Genomic DNA, 24912 nt, shown 5'->3' with positions numbered 1-24912 from the left:
CCTGTTCAAAGTCTCGCGAGCTAAGGCGAGACAAGGCGTTGCGGCTGAGAAAGCGGTATGTACGGTTGGTACATGAGCATTTCGAAGCGGTTTTCAACGCCCTTGTCTAACTATTCCGCCGACGCGTAGCAGATCGTAAACAGGTTCTAAGCCAGCGCAACTATTTGATGCATTGACGGGTCGAACCAGGCTTTCAACACGGAAAGCATGGCAATTGAAAACCATCCTTCTTTGCGCCGCGGCCGCATTGGCCGCGATTCCCGCCGCCGCCTCCGCCTATAGCGACGAAGCGCGTTTCCCCTTCGCCGGCCAGCCCGGCGAACTGCCGCTGGAAGTGGTGCTGCGCTTCGCCAAGAACCGACTGGGCGAGGACGGCCAGTTCGAATACCGCAGCCTGAAAGTGATCCAGACCAGCCAGCCGGAAGCCTTCGACCAGGCCAGCATCGCGCTGCTGCGCGAAGGCCTGATGGACGACAGCGTCAAGGGCATGCGCCAGCGTTTCCAGCTCAGCCGCGAAGGCAATGTGTGGACCATACGCTCGGTGAAGGAGGATTTCTCCTGCTGGCGCGGACGCAAGGGCTGGGGCGTCAAGCCCTGCTCTTGACGGCGGCGAGTCGGGAACCGGCCAAGCATTTGTTTTTTTGGGGTCTTATCGCGGGAGCGAAGACGCCGTTATAATGGGGGCAACCTTTTTGCGGACGGGCTATCCGGAGGCGCCAGCGTGAACCGCGCGCCGGGCAGCCCGCCTTTTGTATTTCCGCCTTTTGAATTTCAGAGTCCAGACAAAGATCGCCATGCAAGAACAATACAGCCCGCGCGCGGTGGAAACCGCCGCCCAGCAGAAATGGCAGAAAACTGCCGCCTTCAAAGCCGTGGAAGACGCGTCGCGTCCCAAATACTACGCGCTGTCGATGTTCCCGTACCCGTCCGGCAAGCTGCACATGGGCCATGTGCGCAACTACACCATCACCGACGTGCTGGCCCGCTTCAAGCGCCTGCAGGGCTTCAACGTGCTGCAGCCGATGGGCTGGGACGCTTTCGGCCTGCCGGCCGAGAACGCTGCGATGAAGAACGGTGGCGCGCCGGCGGCCTGGACCTACGCCAACATCGAGTACATGAAGCAGCAGCTGGATAGCCTGGGCTTTGCGCTGGACTGGGAGCGCGAGCTGGCCACCTGCAAGCCGGACTACTACCGCTGGGAGCAGTGGCTGTTCACCCGGTTGTTTGAAAAGGGCGTGATCTACAAGAAAAACGGCGTGGTCAACTGGGACCCGGTGGACCAGACCGTGCTGGCGAATGAACAAGTGGTGGACGGCCGCGGCTGGCGCTCCGGCGCGCTGGTGGAAAAGCGCGAAATCCCGATGTACTACTTCCGCATCACCGACTACGCCGAGCAGCTGCTGGCGGACCTGGACAAGCTGGACGGCTGGCCGGAACAGGTCAAGACCATGCAGCGCAACTGGATAGGCAAGAGCTTCGGCTCCGACGTGGCCTTCGCCTACGACGAAGCCAGCATCGGTCACGCCGGCCAGCTCAAGGTCTACACCACCCGTCCGGACACCCTGATGGGCGCCACCTATGTGGCGGTGGCCGCCGAGCACCCGCTGGCCAGCCAGGCCGCGGCCGGCAAGCCGGAGCTGCAAGCCTTCATTGCCGAATGCAAGGCCGGCTCCGTGGCCGAGGCCGATATGGCCAAGATGGAAAAGAAGGGCATGGACACCGGCCTGTTCGTCGTCCATCCGCTGACCGGCGCCAAGCTGCCGGTATGGGTGGCCAACTACGTGCTGTGGGGCTATGGCGAAGGCGCGGTGATGGCGGTGCCGGCGCATGACGAGCGCGACTTCGAGTTCGCCAACAAATACCGCTTGCCCATCCACCAGGTCTACGCGCCGGCCAGCGGCGAGGACAACTTCGATGCCGCCGCCTGGCAGGACTGGTACGCCGCCAAGGATGACAGCATCCGCACCGTGAACAGCGGCAAATACGACGGCCTGAACTTCTCCGCCGCCTTCGACGCCATCGTCGGCGATCTGGAAGCCAAGGCCGCCGGCCAGAAGAAAACCCAGTATCGCCTGCGCGACTGGGGCATCTCGCGCCAGCGCTACTGGGGCTGCCCGATTCCCATCATCCACTGCCAGAGCTGTGGCGACGTGCCGGTGCCGGAAAAAGACCTGCCGGTGACGCTGCCGGAAAACGTGATTCCGGACGGCGCCGGTTCTCCGCTGGCCAAGATGCCGGAATTCTACGAAACCAGCTGCCCGAAATGCGGCGGCGCGGCCAAGCGTGAAACCGACACCATGGACACCTTCGTCGAGTCCAGCTGGTACTACGCGCGCTACGCCTCGCCCAAGTGCGACACCGCGATGGTGGACAAGAAGGCGGCCGACTATTGGCTGCAAGTGGACCAATACGTCGGCGGCATCGAACACGCGATTCTGCACCTGTTGTACGCGCGCTTCTTCCACAAGCTGATGCGCGACGAAGGCCTGGTATCCAGCGATGAGCCGTTCAAGAGCCTGCTGACCCAGGGCATGGTGGTGTGTGAAACCTTCTATCGTGAATTGCCCAACGGCGCCACCGACTGGATCGCGCCGCAGGACGTGGAATTGGAGCGCGACGCCAAGGGCAAGATCGTCGCCGCCAAGCATCGCGTCGACGGCCTGCCGGTGGTGGTCGGCGGCATCGAGAAAATGTCCAAGTCCAAGAACAACGGCGTGGACCCGCAGGAATTCATCGAACAATACGGCGCCGATACCGCGCGTCTGTTCATGATGTTCGCCGCGCCGCCGGAGCAGAGCCTGGAATGGTCAGACGCCGGCGTGGAAGGCGCGTTCCGCTTCCTCAAGCGCTTGTGGAAGGCGGTGAACGAGCATGCCGCAGCCGGCCTGGCGCCGGCGTATGGCGGCGGCGAATTGTCCGCTGGCCTGAAGGATCTGCGCTTCAAGCTGCACGCCACCATCCAGAAAGTGGCCGACGATTACGGCCGCCGTCAGCAATTCAACACCGCCATCGCTGCGGTGATGGAACTGCTGAACACCTACGACAAGACCGACAAGAGCGGCGACGCCGGTCGCGCGGTGGCGCAGGAAACGCTGGAAGCCGTGGCGCTGCTGTTGTCCCCCATCGTGCCGCACATCTGCGACGCGCTGTGGACCGCGCTGCGCCCGGGCAGCGAACTGCTGCAACAGGCTTGGCCGAAAGTGGACGAGAGCGCGCTGATCAAGAGCGAGATCGAACTGATGGTGCAAGTGGGCGGCAAGCTGCGCGGCAGCATCACCGTGGCCGCCGACGCGGCCAAGGACGCGATCGAAGCCGCGGCGCTGGCGCATGAGAACGTGCAGAAGTTCATGGAAGGCAAGCCGGCCAAGAAAATCATCGTGGTGCCGGGCCGCCTGGTCAACATCGTGGTGTAAACCCGACGTGGCTCGGCCCTGGCGTGGATTGCGCCTAGGGTCGGGCCCGCATTGTTTCCCGATAAGGAATCGCGAATGAGACTTTCCCTGCAATGGCTGTGGCTGGCGCTGCTGGCCATCACCTTGAGCGCCTGCGGCTTCCACCTGCGCGGCCTGGGCGGCCCGATGAAGCCGCTGCCGTTCGCCTCGCTGTATTTCGACGGCGGCGGCACCGCGGTGGCCGGCGATGTGCGCACCGTGCTGGCGCGCGACCCGCGTCTGCAACTGCTGGACAATCCCAAGCAGGCCGAGGCGGTGGTGAGCATCCTCAGCGAAAACCAGGCCAAGGACATCCTGACCCTGAACGTGGGTGGCAAGATCAACGAATACCAGCTGACCTATACCGCCGTGGTGCGCACCGTGTTGTTCGGCGTGCCGGTGGAGCCGGACATGACCGTGGTGGTGCGTCGCAGCATGAACTACTCCGACAGCGCCATCCTCGGCAAGGAACAGGAAGAAGCGCTGATCTGGGCCGACGCCCGCCGTGACGCGGCGGAGCAGATCGTGCGCCGTTTGGCCTATCTGAAAAAGCCGGCCGCCGCGCCGCTGACCGGCCCGCAAAGCCTGAAGCCCGTCGATGCCCAGCCTAAGCCCTGACGCGCTGATCGCGGCGCTGGGCAAGGGCCTGGCGCCGCTCTACCTGGTGCATGGCGAAGAAGCGCTGCTGGCGTTGGAGGCCGCCGACGCTCTGCGTCAGGCGGCGCGCGAGCAAGGCTACCAGGAGCGCGAAGTGCTGACGGTGGAGGCCGGTTTCGATTGGTCGCAACTGCGCGACGCGATGAGCAGCGTCTCGCTGTTCGCCGAGCGCAAGCTGCTGGAAATCCGCATCCCCAACGGCAAGCCCGGCACCGAAGGCGCCGAAGCATTGCAACAGCTGGCGGCGCAGCCGCCGCAGGACACGGTGACGCTGATCACCCTGCCCAAGCTGGAGCGCGCCCAACAGCAGTCCAAGTGGTTCCAGGCGCTGGAAAAACTGGCGGTGACGGTGGAAGCCCGTCCGGTGGGCCGCGCCGAGCTGCCCAGCTGGATCTCGCGCCGGCTCAAGGCCCAGGGGCAGTCGCTGGGCGGCGAGGCGCTGGCGTTTTTTGTCGATCGCGTGGAAGGCAATCTGCTGGCCGCGCGCCAGGAAGTGGACAAGCTGGCCCTGCTGTATCCGGCGGGCGAACTGAAGCTGGAACAACTGCGCGCCGCGGTGGCCAATGTGGCCCGCTTCGACGTGTTCCACCTGTCCGAATCCTGGCTGGCCGGCGATGTGCCGCGCGTGCTGCGCATGTTGGACGGCCTGATGGCCGAAGGCGAAGCGCCGGTGCTGGTGTTGTGGTCGCTGACCGAGGACGTGCGCATGCTGCTGCGCTTGCGCCAGGGCCTGAAGGACGGGCGCAACGCGCGCGACATGGCGCGTGAACTGCGTTTGTGGGGCGATAAGCAGCGCTTGGCCGAGCCGGCCTTGCGCCGCATCGGCCCGCGCAAACTGATGACCGCGCTGGACGAATGCGCGCGCATAGATCGTCAGATCAAGGGCGTGGAAGCCGGCGATCCGTGGCGGACCATGCGCGGCCTGGCGGGCTTGTTGGCGGCTTGATCCCGCGCGCGAGCGCGGCCATGTTTACACAGATTCGCGCCCGGTGCGCGGCAAACAGGAGAGCACGATGGCTTTATTCGATTCCTTGAGCGGTTTGCTGTCCGGCGGCGCGGAAGGCGGCGCTGGCGGAGCCTTGCAGGCCTTGCTGCAACAACAGGGCGGCTTGTCCGGCCTGCTGGAGCAATTCCAGCAAGGCGGCCTCGGTGAGCTGGTGTCTTCCTGGGTGGGCCAGGGCGGCAATCTGCCGGTGTCGGCCGAGCAGATCCAGCAAGTGTTGGGCTCGGAACAACTGTCCGGCCTGGCCGAGAAATTCGGCCTGGAGCAGGGCCAGCTGTCGCAACTGGTGGCCGAGCACCTGCCCGGCCTGGTGGACAAGCTGACCCCCAATGGTCAACTGCCGCAGGGCGAGGATCTGCTGTCCCAGGGGGCGGACCTGCTCAAGGGTTTGTTCCGCTAATCTTACCCGTCCATGCAACAACGCCGGCCGCGAGAGACTCGCCGCCGGCGTTGTTCATGGGAGCAGGGAAGAAGGCTTAGAACGTGTTTACGTTCTCGCGAGACAAGGCGAAAACGAGCGAAAAAGCGGAATGTACACGTGGTGCATGAGCATTTTGAGCTTGGTTTCAACGCCGTATCGCCGACGCGCAGCAGATCGTAAATAGGTTCTTAATGATGATGGCCGGCCACACCTGCCGTCACCGTCAACTCCGCCGCCGGGCTCTTCAAGTCATGCGCGTCCTGACCGGCGACCGGGATATCCGCCCAGTTGGTTTCGCCCTGCTCGCATTGCTGCTTCACCTTGAAATAGAGCTTGCCCGGCTGGGCGGCGATCTTGGCCTGGAACACGAATTCATCGTAGAAATTGGACGGCAGCTTGCCGCCCTTCCAGGTGATGCGGTTCACATCCTCGCTCACTTTGCGGCCGTAGTTGTCGAAAGGCTTGACCGCGGCCTTGCTCACTTCCACTTCCCAGCCGGCTTTCGGCATCGGCTGCGCCAGGCGCACGCCTTCCGGCATTTCCACGCTGATGGCGGTGGTGGGGCTGCCGTTGCAGCCATGGCCGATCTTCAGCACGCCCTTGTAATAGCCGCCGCTGGCGGCGGTGGGCGTTTCCAGGGTGACGTGGGCGAAGGCGGAACCGGAGGCGGCCAGCAAGGCCAGCAGGGCGAGTTTTTTCATTGGAGCTCTTTGCGGATCAAGGTTAGCGCCGTTGCCGGCCAGGGGCGACAAATGCGAATGAGGATTGACCGCATCAGTTTAGCGCCTGCTCATTCCTTCCACATGCGACAAAGTGTCGCAGAGTCGGCATGAGAATAATGCAAGTTGTAACGTCATTGTCATGGCCGCTATACTGGTCCGCTCGCCCAATCGTTCAGGAGCAGTCATGATGGTTCGTGCTTTATCCGCGGCAACGCTAATGATGCTTTCCACTCATGGCTGGGCCGCTGGCGCATACAGCGGCCTCGGTGCCGCCAGTGTCAGCGCGGAAGAGGTGGCGCGTTATCGCGCCGCGCCCTTGCCGGCGGAACTGAGCCGCAAAGTGCAGAACATGTTGGACCTGCGCGCGCCCGGCGCCGGCGTGCTGGCTCCGGACGGCAAGGCCCTGTACTTCAGCTGGCGCGTCACCGGCGTGCCGCAGGTGTGGAAGCTGGACGGCCCGCAGCGCTTCCCGGTGCAACTCACCGGCGGCGAAGACGCCACCCTGATTCAGGACGTCAGCCCGGATGGACGCTGGCTGGTGCTCAGCCGCGACCGCAAGGGCGAGGAAAACCCTGGTCTCTATCTGCAAGCCGCCGCCGGCGGCGCGCTGCGCGAAGTCCAGCACAAGCCCGGCGTGCAGACCCAGTTCCAGTTTCTCAGCAAGGACGGCCAGTGGCTGTACTACCGCAGCAACGACGAGCGGGCCGACAGCTATACCCTGTACCGCTACCGGCTGGCCGACGGCCATCGCGAGCGCCTGTTCGGCGAGAGCGGCGCCTGGAGCATCGCCGATCACCGCGACGACGGCCGCCTGCTGCTGCAAAAGACGCTGAGCAATGCCAGCGCGGAATTCTATCTGTGGACGCCGGACGGCAAGCCGGCGCAGCCGCTGTTGGGTCAGGGCGAGGCGGTCGACTACCGCATGGACTTCGGCCTGCGCGACGGCGAATACCTGGTGCGCAGCAATAAGTTCGGCGAATACCACCGCCTCTATCTGTGGCGCGCCGGCGTGTTCCAGCCGCTGACGCCGGAGACGCGCGGCGATGTCGACAACCTCAACATCGACCGCGAGCAGGGCCGCGTCTACTACACGCTGAGCCAGGACGGTTACGGCAAGGCGCTGGCGCTGGACGGCCGCCGCGGCTACCGCGCGCTGAAACTGCCGGCCTTCCCCGGCGCGGCCCAGGTCAATGTGGTCAACCTCAGCCGCGACGGCCGCTACGTCAACTTCAGCGTGGAAACCGACACCGCGCCGGCCAGCAGCCATGTCTGGGACAGCAAGAGCGGCAAGCTCAGCCAATGGCTGTTGCCGTCCGCGCCGGAGCTGGACACCCGCGGCTTCGCCAAGGCCAGCCTGGAAAGCTATCCGGCGCGCGACGGCACGCCGATTCCGATGTTCGTGCGCCGGCCGGCGCGCTGCGCGGCCACGCCCTGCCCGGTGGTGGTCAACTTCCACGGCGGGCCGGAAGGGCAGAGCCGCGCCGGCTTCTCGCCGCAGGCACAACTCTTCGTCGACGCCGGCTTCATCTATGTGCAGCCCAATGTGCGCGGCTCCATCGGCTATGGCAAAACCTGGCTGGACAGCGACAACGGTCCGCGCCGGCTGCAAGTGCTGTCCGATATCGAAGACGCCGCGCGCTACATCCGCAGCCATTGGGGCGAGGCCGGCGCGGCGCCCAAGGTCGGGGTGATGGGCGGCAGCTACGGCGGTTATTCCACGCTGGCGGCGATGACCATCTTCGCCGGCGCTTACGACGCCGGCGTGTCCAATGTCGGCATCGCCAATCTGGTTAGCTTCCTGCAAAACACCGCGCCCTACCGCCGCGCGCTGCGCGCCGCCGAATACGGCGACCTGGAACGCGACCGCGCCGCGCTGGAGCAACTGTCGCCGATCAATCACATCGACAAGCTGCGCGACCCGTTGCTGATCATCCAGGGCGTCAGCGATCCGCGAGTGCCAGTGGGCGAAGCGCTGCAAATGTACCGCGCGATGGCCGGCAAGGGCGTTGACGGCGGCCTGATCCTGTTCCCCGATGAAGGCCACGGCGCGGCCAAGCGCGAAAACCAGGTGCTGCAGCTGGGCCACAGCCTGTGGTTTTTCCAGCGCCACCTATTGGGGCAGAATGGAGGAGGCGCCGCCGAAGCCGGCCGCGTCGAATCGGGAGAAAAGCATGAGTCCAAAGGCGCTTGAAGATTACCTCCATCAACACATCCCGCTGTCCGCCGCGATGGCGGTCAGCGTGGCCGAGGCCAGCGGCGAGCGGGTGATCCTGCACGCGCCGCTGGCGCCCAATATCAACCACCGCGCCACCGTGTTCGGCGGCAGCGCCTCGGCGGTGGCCATCCTCGCCGCCTGGTGCCTGGTGTTCATGCGCTTGCGCGAGCGCGGCCTGCCCGGCCGCGTCATCATCCACGGCAACAGCATGCGCTATGACAAGCCCATCGCCGCCGGCTTCCTCGCCCGCGCCGCCGCGCCGGATGAAGCCGCCTGGGACAAGCTGGAACGCGCGTTGCGGCGCGGGCGCATGGGGCGGCTGCGCCTGGAGGTGGCGTTGGAGTGCGACGGCGAGGCGGTGGGCGGCCTGGAAGGCGAGTTCGTGGTCCTGCCCGGCGAAGGAGATTCCCAGCACTGAAGCACCCCCGGCGCCGCGGTATCGCTTATTAAACTTTAAATCCAATCTGAATAGCCTATTTTTTGTGCTAAAAAGAAATATCTTGTGCCGGGTTGGATTGAGCGATAGCCAATGAAAACGCGCCCGGCGTTCCGGCCGCAGCCGCGCCGCAACGCCGGCGGACGCGGACTGGGGGAGGCCGATGGCTTTAAAAGCGCAAAAAGAGCTGGAGCTGGTGCTGCGTCTATTGCAGCGCAAGGGTTTGCACGCGGTGGACCGGCAGTCCTGGCCGCCGCCGCTGCCGGATGTCGGCGCCACCCTCAGCGACGGCCGGCGCATCGCTTTTGAAGTGACGGAAGTGCATGCCGACGAGCACTTGTTCGGCGGTGGCAAAGGCTGTTTGCGCGCGCGCGAAGTGCGCCAGGCGCAGCAGGGCGAGGATGCGCCGATCAGCGTGCCCAACGCGCCCATCGCCGCGATCAAATACCGGATCCAAGCCAAGTGCGTGAAGCGTTACGCGGCCAAGCCCGGTTATGAGTTGAGCCTGCTGCTGGCGGCCAATATTCCGCAGTTCGGCGGCGTGGCCGCCACCACCCTGTTTCCCGCCTTTATCCAGGAAGCGGCGCTGACCGCCGCCACCCATGATCTGCTGGAGTCGTCCGCCTTCGAGCGCGTCTATCTGCACCTGATCCAGCCCGGTGTGCTGTACGAGTGGAGCAAGCAAGACGCCTGGGTGGAAATGGCCAAGACGGCGGACGAGGGCGCTCGTCCGCCTTTTTGGGTGGAGCCGGTACTCGGCGGCGTTTGTTGGCAGGGCGGCGTGGTTTAGCGCGCGCGCAGGCGGATGCGGCGGAAGCGGGCTTCCACGCTCATCCGCTGGCCCAGCGCCAGATACAGTTGGTGCTGGCCATCGACATGGCGATAAATTCTGACCCGGTCCGCGCCCAGCAATAGCAGCTGCTCCAGATAGTTGAAGAATCCCATCCATTGACCGCGCCCGTTGCGGTCGTCAAAGTCGATATCGCGTGCCACTCGACTAAGCAGGCCCTTGCCAACGTATTCCCGATTGTCCTTCAGCCATTGCAGCAAATGGGCCGCGCATTCGCGGCCATAGGCGCTGTCGGCGGGGTAATCCTTGCTGGGCGCGGGCATTTGCCAGTAATGCGGGTAGGTGCGGCCGGGGCAGAAGCGGACGAAGGGCAGCAAGATTTCTTGTTGCTCCAGCGAGCGCAGATGGTAGCGACGACGACGGGGGAAGGCTTGAGGCTGTTGCATGGTGTTTCTCCTGCTGTGACACAAGATAAACCACCTGCCAGGGAAGGCTGAGGTGAGGCAGGCGCGTGGCAGGATTGGCGTACTGGTCTACTTACCAAACCAGCGAGTGCATGGCACTCCCCCACCATGCGCCTGCCAAAGGGCACGGCCATAGTAAAGCTGCTCACACGGCACGCCGCGTAAGCAGAAGTTGGTAAGTAGAGGACGAGACGCCAATCCCGTGTGCCGCGTGTGGGCGGCAACGTGGGGATTGTTGCCGAGGGTGGGACTTGGGTCAAGCTGGAGTGGCTGATGTGGGGTCTGGGGTGCGAAGCGCCTGTTCATGATCTTTTCGAGAGGATCATTGCCCCTGACATGACAGGGTGGGGGCGTGGCTTGAACGTCTGGCTTATCCACAAGGAGGGGCGCTTGGGTAGGGTTATCCACAGTGCGCGGGCGGGACGGCAGTGAAGGCATGAGGCGCTAGCGCGCGTGGCGGCTTGCCGCCCAGGTTCAAACCGTTTCCGTCCCCGCCGCCGCGATCTCGCGCTTGTTGCCGTACATCTTGCGGTCCGCCACCGTCAACAGCTCGTCGATCAGCAAACCATCCTCCGGGTAATAGGCGATGCCGATGCTGACGCCCACGGAGATCAGGTTGTCGCTCACTTCGTAAGGTTGGTGGATCACCTGCTTCAGGCGGTTGACGATCTTGTCCGCCTCGCGGTTGGATTCGATGTCTTCCATCAGCACCACGAATTCGTCGCCGCCCAGGCGCGCGACGGTATCCTCGCCGCGCAGCTCTTCCTTGATGCGGGCGGCGATCAATTGCAGGATGCGGTCGCCGGTGACGTGGCCGTAGGTGTCGTTCACCGGTTTGAAACGGTCCAGGTCCAGGAACAGCAGGGCCAGCCGCTTGCCGCTGCGATCCACCCGCGATATGGCGTGTTGCAGCCGGTCGTAGAACAGATTGCGGTTGGCCAGGCCGGTCAGGCGGTCGTGATTGGCTAGATAGAACAGCTGGTTTTCGCGCTGGCGGCGGCCATGGGCCAGTTGCAGATAATGGTGGGCCACCAGCAAGAGCCCGGCCAGCAAGGCCAGGGACAGGAAGGACAGCATGCCCCATTCGAACACGCCGATCTGACGCCAGCCCAGTTGCTGGCTGACGGTCAGCAATAAGGGCTGGTTGGCGCCGCCCAGCGGGTGGCGGGTTTCCAGCCGCGGAAACAGCAGGGCCTCCAGCGCGCTGGCGCTTTCGGCGCGGTGCAGCAGCACTGGCGCGCCAGGCGGCGAGCTGCGGTGGAATAGGCGCACTTCGGCGCCGTCCGACAGCGGCAATTGGCTGGGCAGCAGGCTGTCGGCGCGTATCGCCATGGCGGCGAAGTGGGCCGGGGCCAGCGGCGCGGACAGCGGGGTGTTGAGCACGTCGTCCATCGCGCGGATCAGCAGATAGCCGGCCGGCAGGCCGGGCAGCTTGATCTGGCCGGAGATTTCCATGCGTCCGCTTTCCAGCGCGTCCTGCAAGGCCCGGCGCACGCTTTGCAGCCGGCCCAGGTCGGCGGCCAGCAAGGTGGACGGCTGCACCGGTTCGATGAAGGAGAGCGGGAAGACGCCAAAACGACGTTCCCATGCATCGCCGCTGGCGGCGGGCAGCGGCAGCGCGTGGCCGTAGAGCTGGCGCAGCCGCTGTTTGAGCTGCGGCAATTGCTCGGGCGCGATGCGTTCGATATGGCCCAGCCACAGGATTTGCGGGTAGCGGCGCAGTAGTTGCCGGGTGAAGCGTTTTTCCGCTGGCAGGTCCTGGCGGCGGTCCAGGGTGCTGAAGGCGGCGTAGCTGTCCAGCACGGTTTCATTGTTTTGCAGCTTTTGATTGAGCTGCTCGGACAGTTGCAGCGCGTCGCGGTTGAACTGCTGCTCCGCGCTGAGCAAGGCATGGCTGGCGATGGACAGGGCGACCAGCGCGCTCAGCACCAGCCATATCGCGATGCATCCTGCATAAACCAGCCGTGTCCGCATGTAGCAACCGTAGGAAGGGGGAAAGAGGGGATAAGGGAGTTTATAAGAAGGCCGGCTTATTTTTTAGCTTTGACTGATGAAAAAGCCGATTTTAAGTAGTTGTACGTAAAACAATACTGTTGTTTTTCGTCATGAAAATGACATGAAACAGCCCGCTGGGCGGGCTGTTTTTATGACGACATGGCTAGGGCTTGTTTCAGCGCGTTGGAATCCAGTCGGCGATCAAGCGCTGCGGGGTGCCGCAGGCTTTGCGCTTGAGCACGAAATTGCGGCACTTCTCCAGGAATTGGCCACGGTTCTCCACCATGTCCTGGCGCATTTCCAGTAGCTCGGCCTGGCGGCAGCGTTCCATCTGTTCCAGGTCCAGCCCGGTCTTGCGCGCGCGGTGCTGGCGGAAGCGCTCGTCGTTCAGCGCCAGGCCGGCCGCTTGGCGCAGCCAGACGCCGAAGTCGTGCGGATCATGCGGGCCGATGTCTTGAATCATGCCCAGGCGCCAGGCTTCGCGCGCGCTCAGCGGCAGGCAGGCCTCGGTCAGCAGCCGCGCCTGTTCCGCGCCCACCGCGCGCGGCAGGCTGTAGGTCCAGTATTCCGAGCCGTACAAGCCCATGGTTTTGTAGTGCGGGTTGAGCACCACGCCACCGCGGGCGAACACCAGGTCGGCGGCCAGCGCCAGCATCACGCCGCCGGCGCCGGCGTTGCCGCTCAGGCCGGCTACCACCAATTGGCGCGCGGTCAGCAGTTCTTGGCAGACGTCGTCTATCGCCTGGATATTGGCCCAGGCTTCCAGGCCCGGTTCCGGCGCGGCCTGGATCACATTGAGGTGAACGCCGTTGCTGAAGCTGCCGCGGCCGCCGCGCACCAGCAGCACGCTGGTGTCCTGGGCCTTGGCCCAGCGCAGCGCCTCGCTCAGCCGCTGGCATTGCTCGGTGCTCATCGCGCCATTGTAGAACTCGAAGGTCAGTTCGCCGACGCAGCCGTATTCGCGGTAGCGGATGGGCTGGTAGCTTTCCTCGCAATGCGGGTGGGTGGCGATGGACCAGTCCAGCCGCGGCACTTGGTCGAGCAGGCCGGCCAGCACGTGGCGCGCCGGGCGCTTGAAGGTTTCCTCGCCCGCTTCCGGCTTGCGCCGCAGCGCGCCCAGCCACAGGCTGTGCTCGCCGGCGCCGACCAGCACGGCGTCGTCGTGCACCGCCAGCAATTGGCCGGGCTGGCCGGAGCGGTGGTCCAGGTGGGCGTCGTAGACGTAGTAGTCGCCGCCGGCCAGTTGCGCCAGCACGCCGGGCTGGCCGTCGGCGGCGTCGATGCGGCGCTTGATCTCGGCGGCCGGCTGTTGCCACAGGAAGGCGCGGTCGCTCTGACGCATATTGGGCTGCAGCCGGCCGCGCACTTGCGGCTGGCTGTAGTCCAGCGGCTCGGGCTCGAAGCCGGTGCCGAATTTTTCCACCACGTCGCGGATGCAATACAGGGCGGCGTCGCTGACCGGGCCGTTGTAGAGCTCGGATTTGCGCACGTCCGGCGGCATGTCGAATTCGCAGCTGGACCAGATCGGGCCTGCGTCCATTTCTTCCACCGCCTGCAGCGCGGTGACGCCCCAGCGTTTTTCCCGCAGGGTGATGGCCCAGTCCAGCGCCGAGGCGCCGCGGTCGCCGACGATGCCGGGGTGGATGATGACCACCGGCCGGCTGCTGTCGCGCCACAGGGTTTCCGGCACCCGGTCCTTGAGGAAGGGGCAGATGACGATATCGGCGCCGGATTGCTGGATGTTGGCGCTGACTTCCTGCTCGTTGGTGAACAGCTGCACGCTGACTTGGTGACCGGACTGGCGCAATTCCAGCCAGGCGCGCTGGGTGAGTCCGTTGAACGCCGACGACAACAGGATGATTTTCAATGACCGCATGACCGCTCCTTGCCCTAAATGGAATGCATGGCCGGCGGCGGTGCGCCGGTTCGGCCATGTGCTTGGGCGAGGATGATAGTTTTAGTCTGAATAATGACAAATGACTAATGTCAAGCTTGATGCGATTGAAAATCACAACGCATTTTCATGCCAAAAATAATGACAGATGCTTTTGCTTTATGGTCTGTATATATGGTGGCGCGTGGCGAGGGGAGGGCGTGCCTAGTCCTGCTGGTTCAGGCATTGCTTGATGCCGGCCAGTTGCCGCCGGCTGACCGGCAGCGCTTGTTCGATGTCGGCCAGCCGCACCTGCCATTGTTCTTCGCCGTCGGCGGGCGTGCGGAACAGCTCGCGCAGCGCGTGGCGCATTACCAGGCAGTTGCGGTGGATGCGCACGGCGGCGTCGCCCAGTCTTTGCTCCAGCGCGATCAGCGGTTCGTCCAGCAGGTATTCCGCGTCCGGGGTGACCAGGGTGACGTATTTGAGCTCGGCCTTGAGATAGCGCGCCTGAGAGAAGGGGATGGGCAGCAGGCGATCGCGTTGGCGCACGGTGAAGCTGGCTTCCGGCTGCGGCGCTTCGCCGCGCTGGCGGCCGGCGCGCTCCAGCGCCTGGCGCAGCCGCTCGCGCCGCACCGGCTTGAGCAGGTAGTCGACGGCTTCCAGTTCGAAGGCATCCACCGCGTATTGTTCGTGGGCGGTGGTGAAGATCAGCAGCGGCGCCAGCGGCTGGCGGCGCAGTTGCTGCGCCAGTTCCAGGCCGCTGATGCCGGGCATGGAGATGTCGGCCAGCACGATGTCGACGACGTTCTGCGTCAGCCAGGCCTGGGCCTGGCGGCTGTCGGTCAGGCAGTAGATATGGGGCAGGCCTTGCTCGCGCAGCAGCTGGCGCAGGCGTTCGCAGGCCAGCGGTTCGTCGTCCACCACCAGCGCGCGCCAGTCTTGCCAGGGGCTTACAGCACCCATTGCGGCTTGCCCAGCTTTTCCACCAGCATGCGCCAGGCTTGCAGGATTTTCTGGAATTTATTATTGGTGGGGGCGAGGTCGCGCACCTTGCTCAGCATGTCGTGGGCGCGGCGCATATGGCTTTCGTGCCAGCCCTGGCGGTGGACGTAGGCCATGGTGGCATTGATCAGGTTGAGCATGACCTGGATGTTCTGCGGCATTTCCTCGTGGGCTTTGACGAAGCGTTCGATGGCGGAGTCGAACTGGCCGGCCTGGGCTTCGCGCACCGCCTGGTTGTTGAGCTCCAGCACCGATTGCACATTGTCGGCGATCAATTGGCGGCCGTCCTCGCCCAGGCCCACTTCTTCGAACATGTCGCCGAAGCGCGCCAGCAGCTCCTCGTCGTCGTGATGGTTGCGCACCAGGTCGCGCATCACGTGGTTGCCGGATTCCTTGTGGCCTTGGGCGTAGCAGGCGCGGGCGAATTCCATTTGCGCGTCGCTGCTGAGCTTGGGCGCCAACTGGCGGAACTTGGCCTCGGCGTCGGCGAATAGCTGGCGGGCCTTGTCGCGGTTGCCCTTTTTGTCCTGCAGCTGGCTGTCCACCACGCCGGCCATCCATTCGCCTTCTTCGTTGTAGCGGTAGTCGCGGCGCAGATTGGACAGGGTGCGGCCGACATTGGCGGTGTCGCCGCGCGCCAGTTGCACGCGCGCCAGCGCGGCGTAGTGGGTGGGGCTGCGGTGCCAGGTGTATTTGGCGATGTCCAGCGTGGTCTGGCAGGCTTCTTCCGCCACTTCCAGCTGATTGTTGAGCAAGGCCACTTCCGCCAGTTGCTGCTGGCGGCGGAACACCACCGGGGAGATGTCGGTGGCTTGCTTGAGCGTGGCCTGGGCCTCGTCCAGATTGTGGTTGTTGCGGTAGAGCTTGGCCAGCCAGTCGTAGGCTTCCATCACCCGGTCGTTGTCGGTGAGCACTTCTTCGAACAGCAGCCGCGCTTCGTCGTAGGCTTTCAGGCCGGTCAGCGATTTGGCCAGGCCCATCTTGGCCCAGGGCACCGGCTTGAGGCGCAGCACGTCCATGTACAAGGAGCGCGCGCTGTCGAAGTCGCCTATCTTCAGCGCCAGCGAGCCCTTGAGTTTCATGAAGTCCAGCGTGAATTCGCCGCGTTCGCCGATCAGGCGCGAGCAGACTTCGATGGCGGACAGGTATTCGTGGCGCATGATGGCTTCATCCACCAGGCGGAAGGCTTCGCGGCGGCGCATCGCCTTTTCCAGCCGTTCGCGCAGCACTTCGCCGGTGAAGGGCTTGAGCAGGTAGTCGTCCGGCGCCAGTTCCGCGGCGGAGATCACGCGCTGGGAGCGGCGCTCGCCGGTGACGATCATGAACACGCAGGACTGTTTGATCAGATTGCGTTCCTTCACCTCTTCGAACAGGTAAAGGCCGTCGTAACCGTTGCCCAGGTCGTAGTCGCACAGCACGACGTCGAATTCGTATTTGCCCATCTTGGCCAGCGCGTCGCCGGCCTTGCTGGCGTATTCCACTTTGTCGGCGCCGAAGGACGACAGGGTCATCGCCAGCGCGCGCTGCATCTCAGGCAGGCTGTCGATGATCAGGAACAGGCGTTTGCTGTACGGGTCGTCGTAGCCCTTCCGCGGCGCGGCGCCGGTCTTGGCGGCGGCGGCGACGCTTTGGAAGGTGGTCGAGTTGGTATTGGCTGTGCTCATCTCGCTATCTTTGACGATTCTCCGCAAACTGTCATCAGTGTGACTTACAAAAATCGCTCAAGCGGGGCGAGCGGCTCAGCCGGCGCTCAGTTTGGCGTAGCGCAGGTCCAGCCACTTCACGCCGTGCTCGGCGAAATTGATTTGCAAGCGCACATCCTCGCCGCCGCCTTCGGCATTGATCACCACGCCGCTGCCGAACTTGGCGTGTTCCACCGATTGGCCGATACGGAAGCCCTGGCTGTTGTCGGCCGCCACGCGGCCCACTTTGGGGGCCGTGCGCCAGGATGCGCTTGTCGATGCATTTGTCTTGGTCGGCGCTTTCACTTTAGCAGATAGGTCGTGGGTGAGTTCCGCCGGGATTTCGTCGACGAAGCGCGAGCGGATCGGGTAGCGGCTCTGGCCGTGCAGCATGCGGCTTTGCGCGCTGGACAGGTAGAGGCGCTGGCGCGCGCGGGTGATGGCCACATACATCAGCCGGCGTTCTTCCTGCAGGCCCTTGCCGTCGTTCATGCTGTTTTCGTGCGGGAAAAGGCCTTCTTCCAGGCCGGAGACGAAGACGGCGTCGAACTCAAGGCCCTTGGCTGCGTGTACCGTCATCAGCTGCAGCGCGTCGCTGCCGGCTTCGGCCTGGTGTTCGCCGGCTTCCAGGCTGGCGGCGGTGAGGAATTCGGTCAGCGCCTGCGCCGGCTCGTCCGGCATGAAGCCGGTGGCGGCGTTGATCAGTTCGTCCAGGTTGGCCAGCCGTTCCTCGCCTTCCTTCTTGTCTTGCTCGTACATCGCGCGCAGGCCGGAGTCGTCTATGGCCAGGCTGACGGCCTCGGCCAGCGGCAGCTCGCGGCCGCGCTCGCGCATGCGTTCCACCAGCAGCACGAATTCGCCCAGCTTGGCGGCGGTGCGGCCGCCGCCGGAGGCGCAGGCCGCCTGCCACAGGGTGACGCCTTGTTCGCGGCTGACCGCTTGCAGGCCTTCCACGGTGCGTGCGCCGATGCCGCGCGCCGGCACATTGATCACGCGCAGCAGCGCGTTGTCGTCTTCCGGATTGGCGATCAGGCGCAGATAGGCCAGCGCGTGCTTGATTTCCTGGCGCTCGAAGAAGCGCAGGCCGCCGTAGATGCGGTAGGGAATCTGGGCGTTGACCAGTACGTGTTCCAGCAAGCGCGACTGAGCGTTGGAGCGATAGAGCACGGCCATGTCGGACAGATTGAAGCCGTCGCGCTTGAGGCTGCGCACTTCGTCGATGATGAATTCGGCTTCCTCGCCGTCGGAGTAGGCTTCGAACAGGCGGATTTTTTCGCCTTCGCCGGCGTCGGTCCACAGGTTCTTGCCCAGCCGGCCGTCGTTTTGCTCGATCAACGCGTTGGCGGCATTGAGGATATTGCCCATCGAGCGGTAGTTCTGTTCCAGCCGCACCGGTTCGCTGACCGAGAAATCATTCAGCAGGGCGCGCATATTGCCCACTTCCGCGCCGCGGAAGGCGTAGATGCTCTGGTCGTCGTCGCCGACGGCGAACAAGGAGCCGCCATCGCCGGCCAAGAGCTTGAGCCAGGCGTACTGCAGGCGGTTGGTGTCCTGGAACTCGTCCACCAGGATGTGGCTGAAGCGGCTGCAATAGTGCTGGCGCAGCGCCTGATTGGCGCTCAGCAGTTCGTAGCTGCGCAGCAGCAGCTCGGCGAAATCCACCACGCCTTCGCGGCGGCACTGGGCGTCGTAGGCGGCGTACAGTTCCACCAGCTTGGCTTCGTAGGGATTGAGCGCCGGCGGCAGCCTGTCGGCGCGCAGGCCGGCTTCCTTGCTGCCGTTGATGAAGCTTTGCACCGCGCGCGGCGGGAATTTCTCGTCGGATAGCTCCAGGCTTTTCAGCAGGCGCTTGATCGCCGCTTGTTGGTCGGCGGAGTCCAGGATCTGGAAGGTTTGCGGCAGGCCGGCGTCGCGGTAGTGGGAGCGCAGGAAGCGGTTGCACAGGCCGTGGAAAGTGCCTATCCACATGGTGCGAACGTTCACCGGCACCATGGTTGCCAGCCGGGTCTGCATTTCGCGCGCGGCCTTGTTGGTGAAGGTCACCGCCAGAATGCCGCTGGGGCCGATTTGTCCGGTGGACAGCAGCCAGGCGATGCGGGTGGTCAGCACCCGGGTCTTGCCGCTGCCCGCGCCGGCCAGCACCAGCGCGCTCTTGGCGGGCCAGGTGACGGCGCGCAGTTGTTCTGGGTTGAGGCCGGCGAGGAGATCTGTCATGGCGATGCGTCTATCAGGTTCAGGCAAAACGCCATTTTACACCAGGCGCGCGGCGTGGCGGCTTTAGTGCCGTCTAGCCGCGTTTGCGCCGCTTGTGATCGGGTTCTCGGCGCTCAGGCCGGCTTCAACACCATCAGGAAATACACCGCCAGCATCGCGCAGAACGCCGGATAGCCCAGATATTCCCAATAGCGGGCGTAACGCCAGTAGCGCGCCGGCAGCGGCTGGTCGGCGGCGACCGCGGCGCGGGCCATCGTCGCCATGCGGGTTTGCAGCCTCAGCACCGGCAGCCAGCACAGGCCGGCGAACAGGAACAGGCCGATGGAGGCGAGCAGCCAGCCGCTGCTGAGCGGCCAGCCGGCCTGGCGCGCCAGCCACAGGCCGGACAGCGGCTGGAAAATCACCGCCGGCGTGGTGAACCACCAGTCGGCGCGCACCACCAGCCGCGCCACTTCTGCCTGCGCCGCGCTTTGGCGGCCGCGGTTGGCGAAGAACATATAGAAGGCCGAGCCGAAGCCGGTGCCCACCATCAGGGTGGCGGACAGGATGTGCAGGGTCTTGACGATGAGATAGTCGTTCATCTGGAAATCTCCCGGCGGGCGCCCAGCCATAGCAGCATGGCCAGGATGGGCAGGTTTTTCACTAGGGGCGCGAACGGATGCAGCCAGTTTTCCGGCAGCCAGAGCGCCAGCGCCAGGCTGTAGCCGGCGACGGCGGTGGCCTGGGCCAGCCATAGGGCGCGGCAGGGGCGCCACAGCGTCAGCAGGCCGAAGGCGATATCCAGGCCGCAGGCGGCGAGGAAGAGCGGCGCGGCCCAGGCCGCCGGCAGCGGCAGCCGTTGCAGCAGGGCGATGGAGGCGTCCCAGCCGCTGAGCGGCGGTTGCAGGCCGCTCCACAGCCACAGCGCCGCCAGCGCGTATTCGATGCCGCGGGTGGAGGGGCTCATGGCGCTTCCCGGAATTGGCGGCTGGCCAGCGGCGCGCGTTGCAGCAGCGCGCCAAGCGCCGTGGGATCGCCGCAGCTGCCGCGGTTCAGCATGTCCAGGGTGTCGCGACTGAGCAGGCTGGTCGGCCAGCGTTCGGCCAGGGCGGCCAAGGCCCGGCTGGCCTGCGGCGGCAGGTTGAGGATGTAGGCGGGCGAGGGCTTGCCCTGCAATTGGCGCAGCTGCCGCAGATAGTCGGCCAGCGTCAGCGCCTCGGCGCCGACGAAATCGATCACGCCGTCGGGTGCGTCGTCGGCCACGGCCAGCCGCGCCAGTCCGTCGATCACATCGTCGCGCGCCACCGGCTGCAGCCATTGACCGCCGCCGTCGGGCAGCAGCCACAGCGGCAAGCGCGCCAGTTGCAGCAGCAGGCGGCTGCTGGCGCCTTGCGGGCCGTAGATCAGCGAGGGGCGCGCAATGCGGGCTTCCAGGCCGCTGGCCAGCAGGGCGGCGTCGCCGCGGCCCTTGCTGGCCAGGAACAAGGTGGTGTCCTGTGGATCGGCTCCCAGCGCCGACAGCTGCACCCAGCGGCGCACATCGGCCTGGTAGGCCATGCTGGCCAGTTGCAACGGCCCCAGGTGGTGGATGGCTTCCAGCGCGCCGGCTGGCTGGTCCAGCAGTTGGCCGGCGGCGTTGACCACCACGTCGACGCCTTCCAGCCAGTGGCGCCAGTCGGCGCGCGGCTGACGCAGGTCCAGCTGTCGATGCGAGGGCGCGCTGACCTGGTGACCATCCCGTTCCAGCCGCTGGCGCAGCGGCCGGCCGATGAAGCCGCTGCCTCCCAAGAGCAGTATCTTCATTGCGCAGCCTCCCGGGGCGCGGCCGGCGCGGCTTGGACCTGATGAGCGCTGGGACGCGGCGCCACTTGCTGCCAGACCAGGCGCAGCAGCACCAGCAACTGCGCCACCACGCCCAGCAAGGCCCACATCAGGATGCCGCGGATGTCCTGCCACAGGGAGCTGGAGGGCGCGTCCGGCGCGAGCAGCAGCACGGCCAGCAGCGGACCGGCCAGGATCAGTATCAGGAAGGCGCGCTGCCAGAACGGCCCGCCAGAGCCGTGTTCGCACAGCGCCTGGGTCACTTGCCGCAAGGGGGCGGCCAGCAGCCACCAGCACAGCAGGCTGCACAGCAGGGGGACGATGATCATGCTGATGATGAATCCGCTCATGGTGTTCTCCTTTGTTTCTGAAATTTCTGTCAAAACAGAAATGTGATGGCAAAAAAATGCGCGGGGTTTCCGGCGGCGCAAGGCCGCCCGGTGCCGCCCGCGTGCGCGGCGAACTTATTTATCCCGTCCCAGCAGCTTCTGGATGCTGGCGCCCATCTTCAACACCCGGCTCAGCGTGGCGGTGGACAACCGCAGCATTTCACGGGTCCAGGTGGTCAGCGTGTCCATGAACTGCCAGGTGTTGCGGATGCGTTCCTGCGCCAGCGGGCTCTCCTGTTGGAAGTCCGGGCTGTCTATGCATTCCTTCAGCACCTGCAAGGTGGGCTCGATTTCACGGCGTTGCCGTTCCGCGACGATGATGCGGAATAGTTCCCAGACGTCGCCCGAGGTCTCGAAGTGGTCGCGGCGGTCGCCCAGCACGTGCACGATGCGGATCAGCTGCCAGTTCTGCAGTTCTTTCAGGCTGTTGCTGATATTGGAGCGGGCCACATTGAGGGTGTCGGCCAGTTCTTCGGCGTTCAGCGGGCGGCCGGTGATGAACAGCAGCGCGTGTATTTGCGCGACGGTGCGGTTCACGCCCCAGCGGGTGCCCATTTCGCCCCAGTGCAGCACGAAGCGTTGAGATACGGGTGTCAGTTCCATGGCGGAAACAATAGTTGTTTCCGAAATTTCTGTCAATGCAGAAATTGATTGGCATGAAGTAAGGCAGGAGCGGCGGAGAAAGGGCCGCGCCAGACAAAGGGCGCGGCGTTGTTGGCATCAGTGCTGGTGGAACAGGACGTTGTGTCCGGCTGAGCCGGTTTCAGCGGTTTGGGCCTTGCGGCCGCGGATGCGGTCCCATACTTTTTCGTGGAAGTAGTAGGCCACGGTGTTGACCAGGGGCTCCACCAGCGCCAATAGGCTGGAGACGCCGATATTGCCGGTCAGCAGATACGCCACGCTGAAGGCGACGGTGAAATGGCAGATAGCGAAGGTGATGGTCTTGAGCATGGCTGGGCTCCACATTGAGTATTTATTGAATGATAGTCATTATCATTTGTGTGAGCCAGTTGAATATTTTGCTTAGAGCGATAGCATTTTACTAATGAGATTTTTGTTTTGATTGTGGATGGCTGCTGGCGGTAGCAGGAAGGCCGCTGCTGCGAGGAACTTGGTGTCTGTTCGCGATCTCGCGAGTGCCGGCGAGACAAGGCGTTGTGGCAGGGAGACGGTGGATGAGGCTGCGAAGCCGCATCCACCGTGTTACGCCGCGCGACGCGCGGCGGAACGTAAACAGGTTCTTACATCTTGACGCCCAGTTCGCGCAGACGCTCGTTCAGATAGCTGTCCGCGGTATAGCGCTCGGACAGCACCACTTCCGGGCGCGGGTGCAGGAATAGCGGCAGCGAGATGCGGTTCTTGCTCGCGCCTTCGCCGCTGGGGTTGACCACGCGGTGTTGGGTGGACGGGTAGTAGCCGGCGGACGCTTCTTGCAGCATGTCGCCGATATTGACCACCAGGGTGCCGAAATCACAGGGCACGTCCAACCATTCGCCCTGCTTGTCCTGCACTTGCAGGCCGGGCTCGTTGGCTGCGGGCAGGATGGTCAGCAGATTGATGTCGCCATGGGCGGCGGCGCGCAGCGATCCGGCCGGTTCCTGGCCGGTCAGCGGCGGGTAGCGCAGCACGCGCAACAGGGTTTTCTGGCTGTCGGCGATCATGTGCGACAGCGGCTCGGTGTAATGGGCGGCGATGTGGGCCGGGGTGTATTGCTGCACCCAGGACAGCAGTTCCTGCGCCAGCTGGTTGGCGATGGCGTAGTAGCGGTCGGTATCGGCCTTGAGCTGCGGCGGCACGCGGCCCCAGGGGTAGATGTGGAAGTATTCCTTGATGTCTTTCAGGGTTGCGCCCTTGGCGGTTTCCGACACTTCCGGCGAGAACCAGCCGTCCTGGCGTTCCATGGAGAAGGCGTAATCGTATTTGGCCTGGCTGTTGAAGAAGGCGAGCCAGTCCGCATAGATTTTTTCGACCAGGTCTTGGGGTACCGGATGATTGACCAGCACGCCGAAGCCGGTTTCGTGCAAGGAGCGGGTGAATTGTTCCGCGGCGTCCGGTGCGTGGTAATCGACAACTCTGACGTTCATGGGGTGGGGTTCCTGAGGATTGCAGGACGCTGCCATTCAATGGCGGGGCAGGCGTCAAGGGCTGGGATTTTACCCGCGCGCCTGTGCATCACCAAGCGCTTGCTGTAGTCCTTCAGGACAGATGTCGCGCTGTAGCAACTGGGCTTCAGGCGCCGCGGCGGATTCGCGGGGAAGAACCCGCCGCTCCAGCCGCGCTTTCGGCGCAGAATCGGCCCGCGCGCAGCAGTTGCTGCACGCGCCAGAACAGAAAATCGGATGAAACCAGCGCTTCGCGGATGTCGATGAACGCGGCGCCGACTATGCGCTGGATAGCGAGCGGGTCCGCGCCGATCTGTTCCAGCAGCAGCGCATCGTAATGCTCTAGCGGCGCTTCGACGATGGCGTTGTCCTGCCAGCGGCGCAGGCCCAGGCCGTGTTCGCGCCAGTGGCGCCATTGCGCGGCCAGCGCTTGCCGTTCCGCGGCGCTGAGCGGGCGTTGCTGCGGCAGGCAGGCGGCCAGCCGTTCCAGCGGCAGCATGGCCAAGCTCCATTCCGCCATCTCGTCGCCGGCTTGCCAGGCCGGTTCCGGCACGGCGATGACGGACAGCGGGCAGTGCGCGGGCAGTTGCTCGGCCAACAGCGCCAGCGCCAGGTGGTCGCCGGCGTTGCGGCCCAGCCAGACGGTGAGCGGGCGCGGCTGTTCCAGCAGTCGCAGCAGCGCCCTGCGGCTGGCCTGATGCCGGCGCAGCCAATCGTCCTCGTATTCCGGCAGCCAGGGCTGGGCTTGCAGCAGTTGTTGGTGCCAGGCCAGGCGCAGCCCTTGATCGATGGCATCGGCGTCCAGCAGCGGACCGGCGCTCAGGTCTTCGATGAAGGCCAGCACTTCGCCGTCGAGCAGGCCGTCGCGCCGCAGCGCCTGCAGCATGCCGGCGCCGGAGTCGCCGACGGCGACATGCAGCCGGTTCGCGCTCACACGCGCTGGTCCATGTCCAGCGCCGGGGTGCCTTCGCAGGCGCGCGCCACCACGCGGGCGGGCACGCCCACCACGGTGGTGTGGGCCGGCACGTCTTCCAGCACCACGCTGCCGGCGCCGATCTTGGCGCAGGCGCCCACCTGGATGTTGCCGAGGATGGAGGTGTTGGCGCCGATCAGCACGCCGTCGGCGATCTTGGGATGGCGGTCGCCGTGTTCCTTGCCGGTACCGCCCAGGGTCACGCCTTGCAGCAGCGAAACGTTGTCGCCGATGACGGCGGTTTCGCCGACCACCACGCCGGTGCCGTGGTCCAGCATCACGCCCTGGCCGATGCGCGCGGCCGGGTGGATGTCGGCGCCGGTGACTTCGGAGATGCGGTTTTGCAGGAACAGCGCCAGGGTTTTACGCTCTTCGCGCCACAGCCAGTGGGTGATGCGCTGGCACTGGATGGCGTGGAAGCCCTTGAAATACAGCAGCGGGGTGGAGTAGTTGTCGCAAGCCGGATCGCGGTCGAAACAGGCGCTGATGTCGGCGCGCGCGGCGGCGCTGATGGCCGGGTCGGCGTCCAGCGCTTCGCGGAACAGTTCCATCAGCGCGCGGGCGTCCATCACCGGGCTGGCGAGCTTGCTGGACAGGTGGAAGGCGAGCACGTCTTCCAGGGTGTTGTGGCGCAGCACGGTCATGTGCAGGAAGCTGGCCAGCATGGGTTCATCCTGGGCGGCTTGCGTGGCTTCCTGTCGGATGGCGAGCCAGAGCGGATCGCCGTTTGCTTCGTTCAT

General features: G+C 64.9%; 25 protein-coding genes. 9 read left to right on the top strand and 16 right to left on the bottom strand.

Annotated elements, in window-relative coordinates; genetic code table 11:
- Positions 1-214 precede the first annotated feature (214 nt).
- From VI26_RS03890 to VI26_RS03870, 5 genes are all read left to right on the top strand, one after another.
- Entirely contained in the window at positions 215-604 is a 390-nt protein-coding gene (locus VI26_RS03890) for a hypothetical protein (protein WP_156183729.1), read from the top strand.
- Between the two features lie 190 nt (positions 605-794).
- The gene (gene leuS / locus VI26_RS03885; protein WP_048408420.1) at positions 795-3413 is read left to right on the top strand and encodes a leucine--tRNA ligase; all 2619 of its coding nucleotides are present in this window, start codon (positions 795-797) and stop codon (positions 3411-3413) included.
- 75 nt (positions 3414-3488) lie between these two features.
- Positions 3489-4049: an LPS assembly lipoprotein LptE gene (gene lptE / locus VI26_RS03880; RefSeq protein WP_082150866.1), complete on the top strand. Its 561-nt coding sequence runs from the start codon at positions 3489-3491 to the stop codon at positions 4047-4049.
- Positions 4030-5034, top strand: a complete 1005-nt coding sequence (gene holA, locus VI26_RS03875) for a DNA polymerase III subunit delta (RefSeq protein WP_048408419.1) — start codon at positions 4030-4032, stop codon at positions 5032-5034. Before lptE ends, holA begins: the two co-directional genes overlap by 20 nt.
- Positions 5035-5101: 67 nt before the next feature.
- The gene (locus VI26_RS03870; RefSeq protein ID WP_048408418.1) at positions 5102-5491 is read left to right on the top strand and encodes a YidB family protein; all 390 of its coding nucleotides are present in this window, start codon (positions 5102-5104) and stop codon (positions 5489-5491) included.
- 209 nt (positions 5492-5700) lie between these two features.
- On the opposite strand, the gene VI26_RS03865 is transcribed toward VI26_RS03870, so the two are convergent.
- Positions 5701-6189, bottom strand: coding sequence for a YcnI family protein (locus VI26_RS03865; RefSeq protein WP_369799190.1), 489 nt, complete (start codon positions 6187-6189; stop codon positions 5701-5703).
- On the opposite strand from VI26_RS03865, the gene VI26_RS25290 reads away from it, so the two are divergent.
- The 4 genes from VI26_RS25290 to VI26_RS03850 all read left to right on the top strand — a co-directional run bounded on the left by VI26_RS25290 (position 6091) and on the right by VI26_RS03850 (position 9675).
- Complete coding sequence (locus VI26_RS25290; RefSeq protein WP_369799189.1) at positions 6091-6345, top strand: hypothetical protein; 255 nt, start codon at positions 6091-6093, stop codon at positions 6343-6345. The two genes, VI26_RS03865 and VI26_RS25290, sit on opposite strands and share 99 nt — an antisense overlap.
- 106 nt (positions 6346-6451) lie before the next feature.
- Positions 6452-8425 carry a prolyl oligopeptidase family serine peptidase gene (locus tag VI26_RS03860; RefSeq protein ID WP_197081369.1) on the top strand — a complete coding sequence of 658 codons (1974 nt, stop codon included), beginning with the start codon at positions 6452-6454 and terminating at the stop codon, positions 8423-8425.
- Entirely contained in the window at positions 8406-8867 is a 462-nt protein-coding gene (locus VI26_RS03855) for a YiiD C-terminal domain-containing protein (RefSeq protein WP_048408416.1), read from the top strand. The genes VI26_RS03860 and VI26_RS03855 overlap by 20 nt, the downstream gene beginning before the upstream one ends.
- Before the next feature lie 181 nt (positions 8868-9048).
- Positions 9049-9675, top strand: coding sequence for a hypothetical protein (locus tag VI26_RS03850; RefSeq protein WP_048408415.1), 627 nt, complete (start codon positions 9049-9051; stop codon positions 9673-9675).
- Here the strand turns inward: VI26_RS03850 and VI26_RS03845 are convergent.
- The 15 genes from VI26_RS03845 to cysE all read right to left on the bottom strand — a co-directional run bounded on the left by VI26_RS03845 (position 9672) and on the right by cysE (position 24912).
- A complete protein-coding gene (locus VI26_RS03845; protein ID WP_048408414.1) occupies positions 9672-10121 on the bottom strand; it encodes a hypothetical protein in 450 nt (149 codons plus the stop codon). The genes VI26_RS03850 and VI26_RS03845 overlap by 4 nt on opposite strands.
- Positions 10122-10613: 492 nt before the next feature.
- Positions 10614-12068: a sensor domain-containing diguanylate cyclase gene (locus tag VI26_RS03835; RefSeq protein ID WP_053074208.1), complete on the bottom strand. Its 1455-nt coding sequence runs from the start codon at positions 12066-12068 to the stop codon at positions 10614-10616.
- Positions 12069-12309: 241 nt separating this feature from the next.
- Complete coding sequence (locus VI26_RS03830; RefSeq protein ID WP_048408411.1) at positions 12310-14010, bottom strand: hydrogenase maturation protein; 1701 nt, start codon at positions 14008-14010, stop codon at positions 12310-12312.
- A gap of 222 nt (positions 14011-14232) precedes the next feature.
- Positions 14233-14973, bottom strand: coding sequence for a LytTR family DNA-binding domain-containing protein (locus tag VI26_RS03825; RefSeq protein WP_048408410.1), 741 nt, complete (start codon positions 14971-14973; stop codon positions 14233-14235).
- Complete coding sequence (locus VI26_RS03820; RefSeq protein WP_048408409.1) at positions 14961-16676, bottom strand: tetratricopeptide repeat-containing response regulator; 1716 nt, start codon at positions 16674-16676, stop codon at positions 14961-14963. Before VI26_RS03820 ends, VI26_RS03825 begins: the two co-directional genes overlap by 13 nt.
- A 75-nt stretch (positions 16677-16751) precedes the next feature.
- Entirely contained in the window at positions 16752-18908 is a 2157-nt protein-coding gene (locus VI26_RS03815; RefSeq protein WP_048408408.1) for a UvrD-helicase domain-containing protein, read from the bottom strand.
- Positions 18909-19021: 113 nt separating this feature from the next.
- The gene (locus VI26_RS03810; RefSeq protein WP_048408407.1) at positions 19022-19489 is read right to left on the bottom strand and encodes a DUF2269 domain-containing protein; all 468 of its coding nucleotides are present in this window, start codon (positions 19487-19489) and stop codon (positions 19022-19024) included.
- Positions 19486-19854 carry a DoxX-like family protein gene (locus VI26_RS03805; protein ID WP_048408406.1) on the bottom strand — a complete coding sequence of 123 codons (369 nt, stop codon included), beginning with the start codon at positions 19852-19854 and terminating at the stop codon, positions 19486-19488. Before VI26_RS03805 ends, VI26_RS03810 begins: the two co-directional genes overlap by 4 nt.
- Positions 19851-20690 (bottom strand): complex I NDUFA9 subunit family protein, encoded by an 840-nt coding sequence (locus VI26_RS03800; RefSeq protein WP_048408405.1) that lies wholly within the window; start codon positions 20688-20690, stop codon positions 19851-19853. Before VI26_RS03800 ends, VI26_RS03805 begins: the two co-directional genes overlap by 4 nt.
- Positions 20687-21058, bottom strand: coding sequence for a hypothetical protein (locus tag VI26_RS03795; RefSeq protein WP_048408404.1), 372 nt, complete (start codon positions 21056-21058; stop codon positions 20687-20689). The genes VI26_RS03800 and VI26_RS03795 overlap by 4 nt, the downstream gene beginning before the upstream one ends.
- A gap of 114 nt (positions 21059-21172) precedes the next feature.
- Positions 21173-21700, bottom strand: a complete 528-nt coding sequence (locus tag VI26_RS03790) for a GbsR/MarR family transcriptional regulator (RefSeq protein ID WP_048408403.1) — start codon at positions 21698-21700, stop codon at positions 21173-21175.
- 117 nt (positions 21701-21817) lie between these two features.
- Positions 21818-22048 carry a DUF2061 domain-containing protein gene (locus VI26_RS03785; protein WP_048408402.1) on the bottom strand — a complete coding sequence of 77 codons (231 nt, stop codon included), beginning with the start codon at positions 22046-22048 and terminating at the stop codon, positions 21818-21820.
- A 290-nt stretch (positions 22049-22338) separates the two neighbouring features.
- Positions 22339-23181, bottom strand: coding sequence for an isopenicillin N synthase family oxygenase (locus VI26_RS03780; RefSeq protein WP_048408401.1), 843 nt, complete (start codon positions 23179-23181; stop codon positions 22339-22341).
- 145 nt (positions 23182-23326) lie between these two features.
- On the bottom strand, positions 23327-24133 hold the full coding sequence (locus tag VI26_RS03775; protein ID WP_048408400.1) for a DUF3658 domain-containing protein: 807 nt from the start codon (positions 24131-24133) through the stop codon (positions 23327-23329).
- The gene (cysE, locus tag VI26_RS03770) at positions 24130-24912 is read right to left on the bottom strand and encodes a serine O-acetyltransferase (protein ID WP_048408399.1); all 783 of its coding nucleotides are present in this window, start codon (positions 24910-24912) and stop codon (positions 24130-24132) included. Before cysE ends, VI26_RS03775 begins: the two co-directional genes overlap by 4 nt.

Origin of the sequence: Chromobacterium sp. LK1, from assembly GCF_001043555.1 — a bacterium.
GTDB lineage: Bacteria > Pseudomonadota > Gammaproteobacteria > Burkholderiales > Chromobacteriaceae > Chromobacterium > Chromobacterium aquaticum.
The sequence above is the reverse complement of the archived record's forward strand: the minus strand, read 5'-3'. Positions and strand labels throughout refer to the sequence as shown.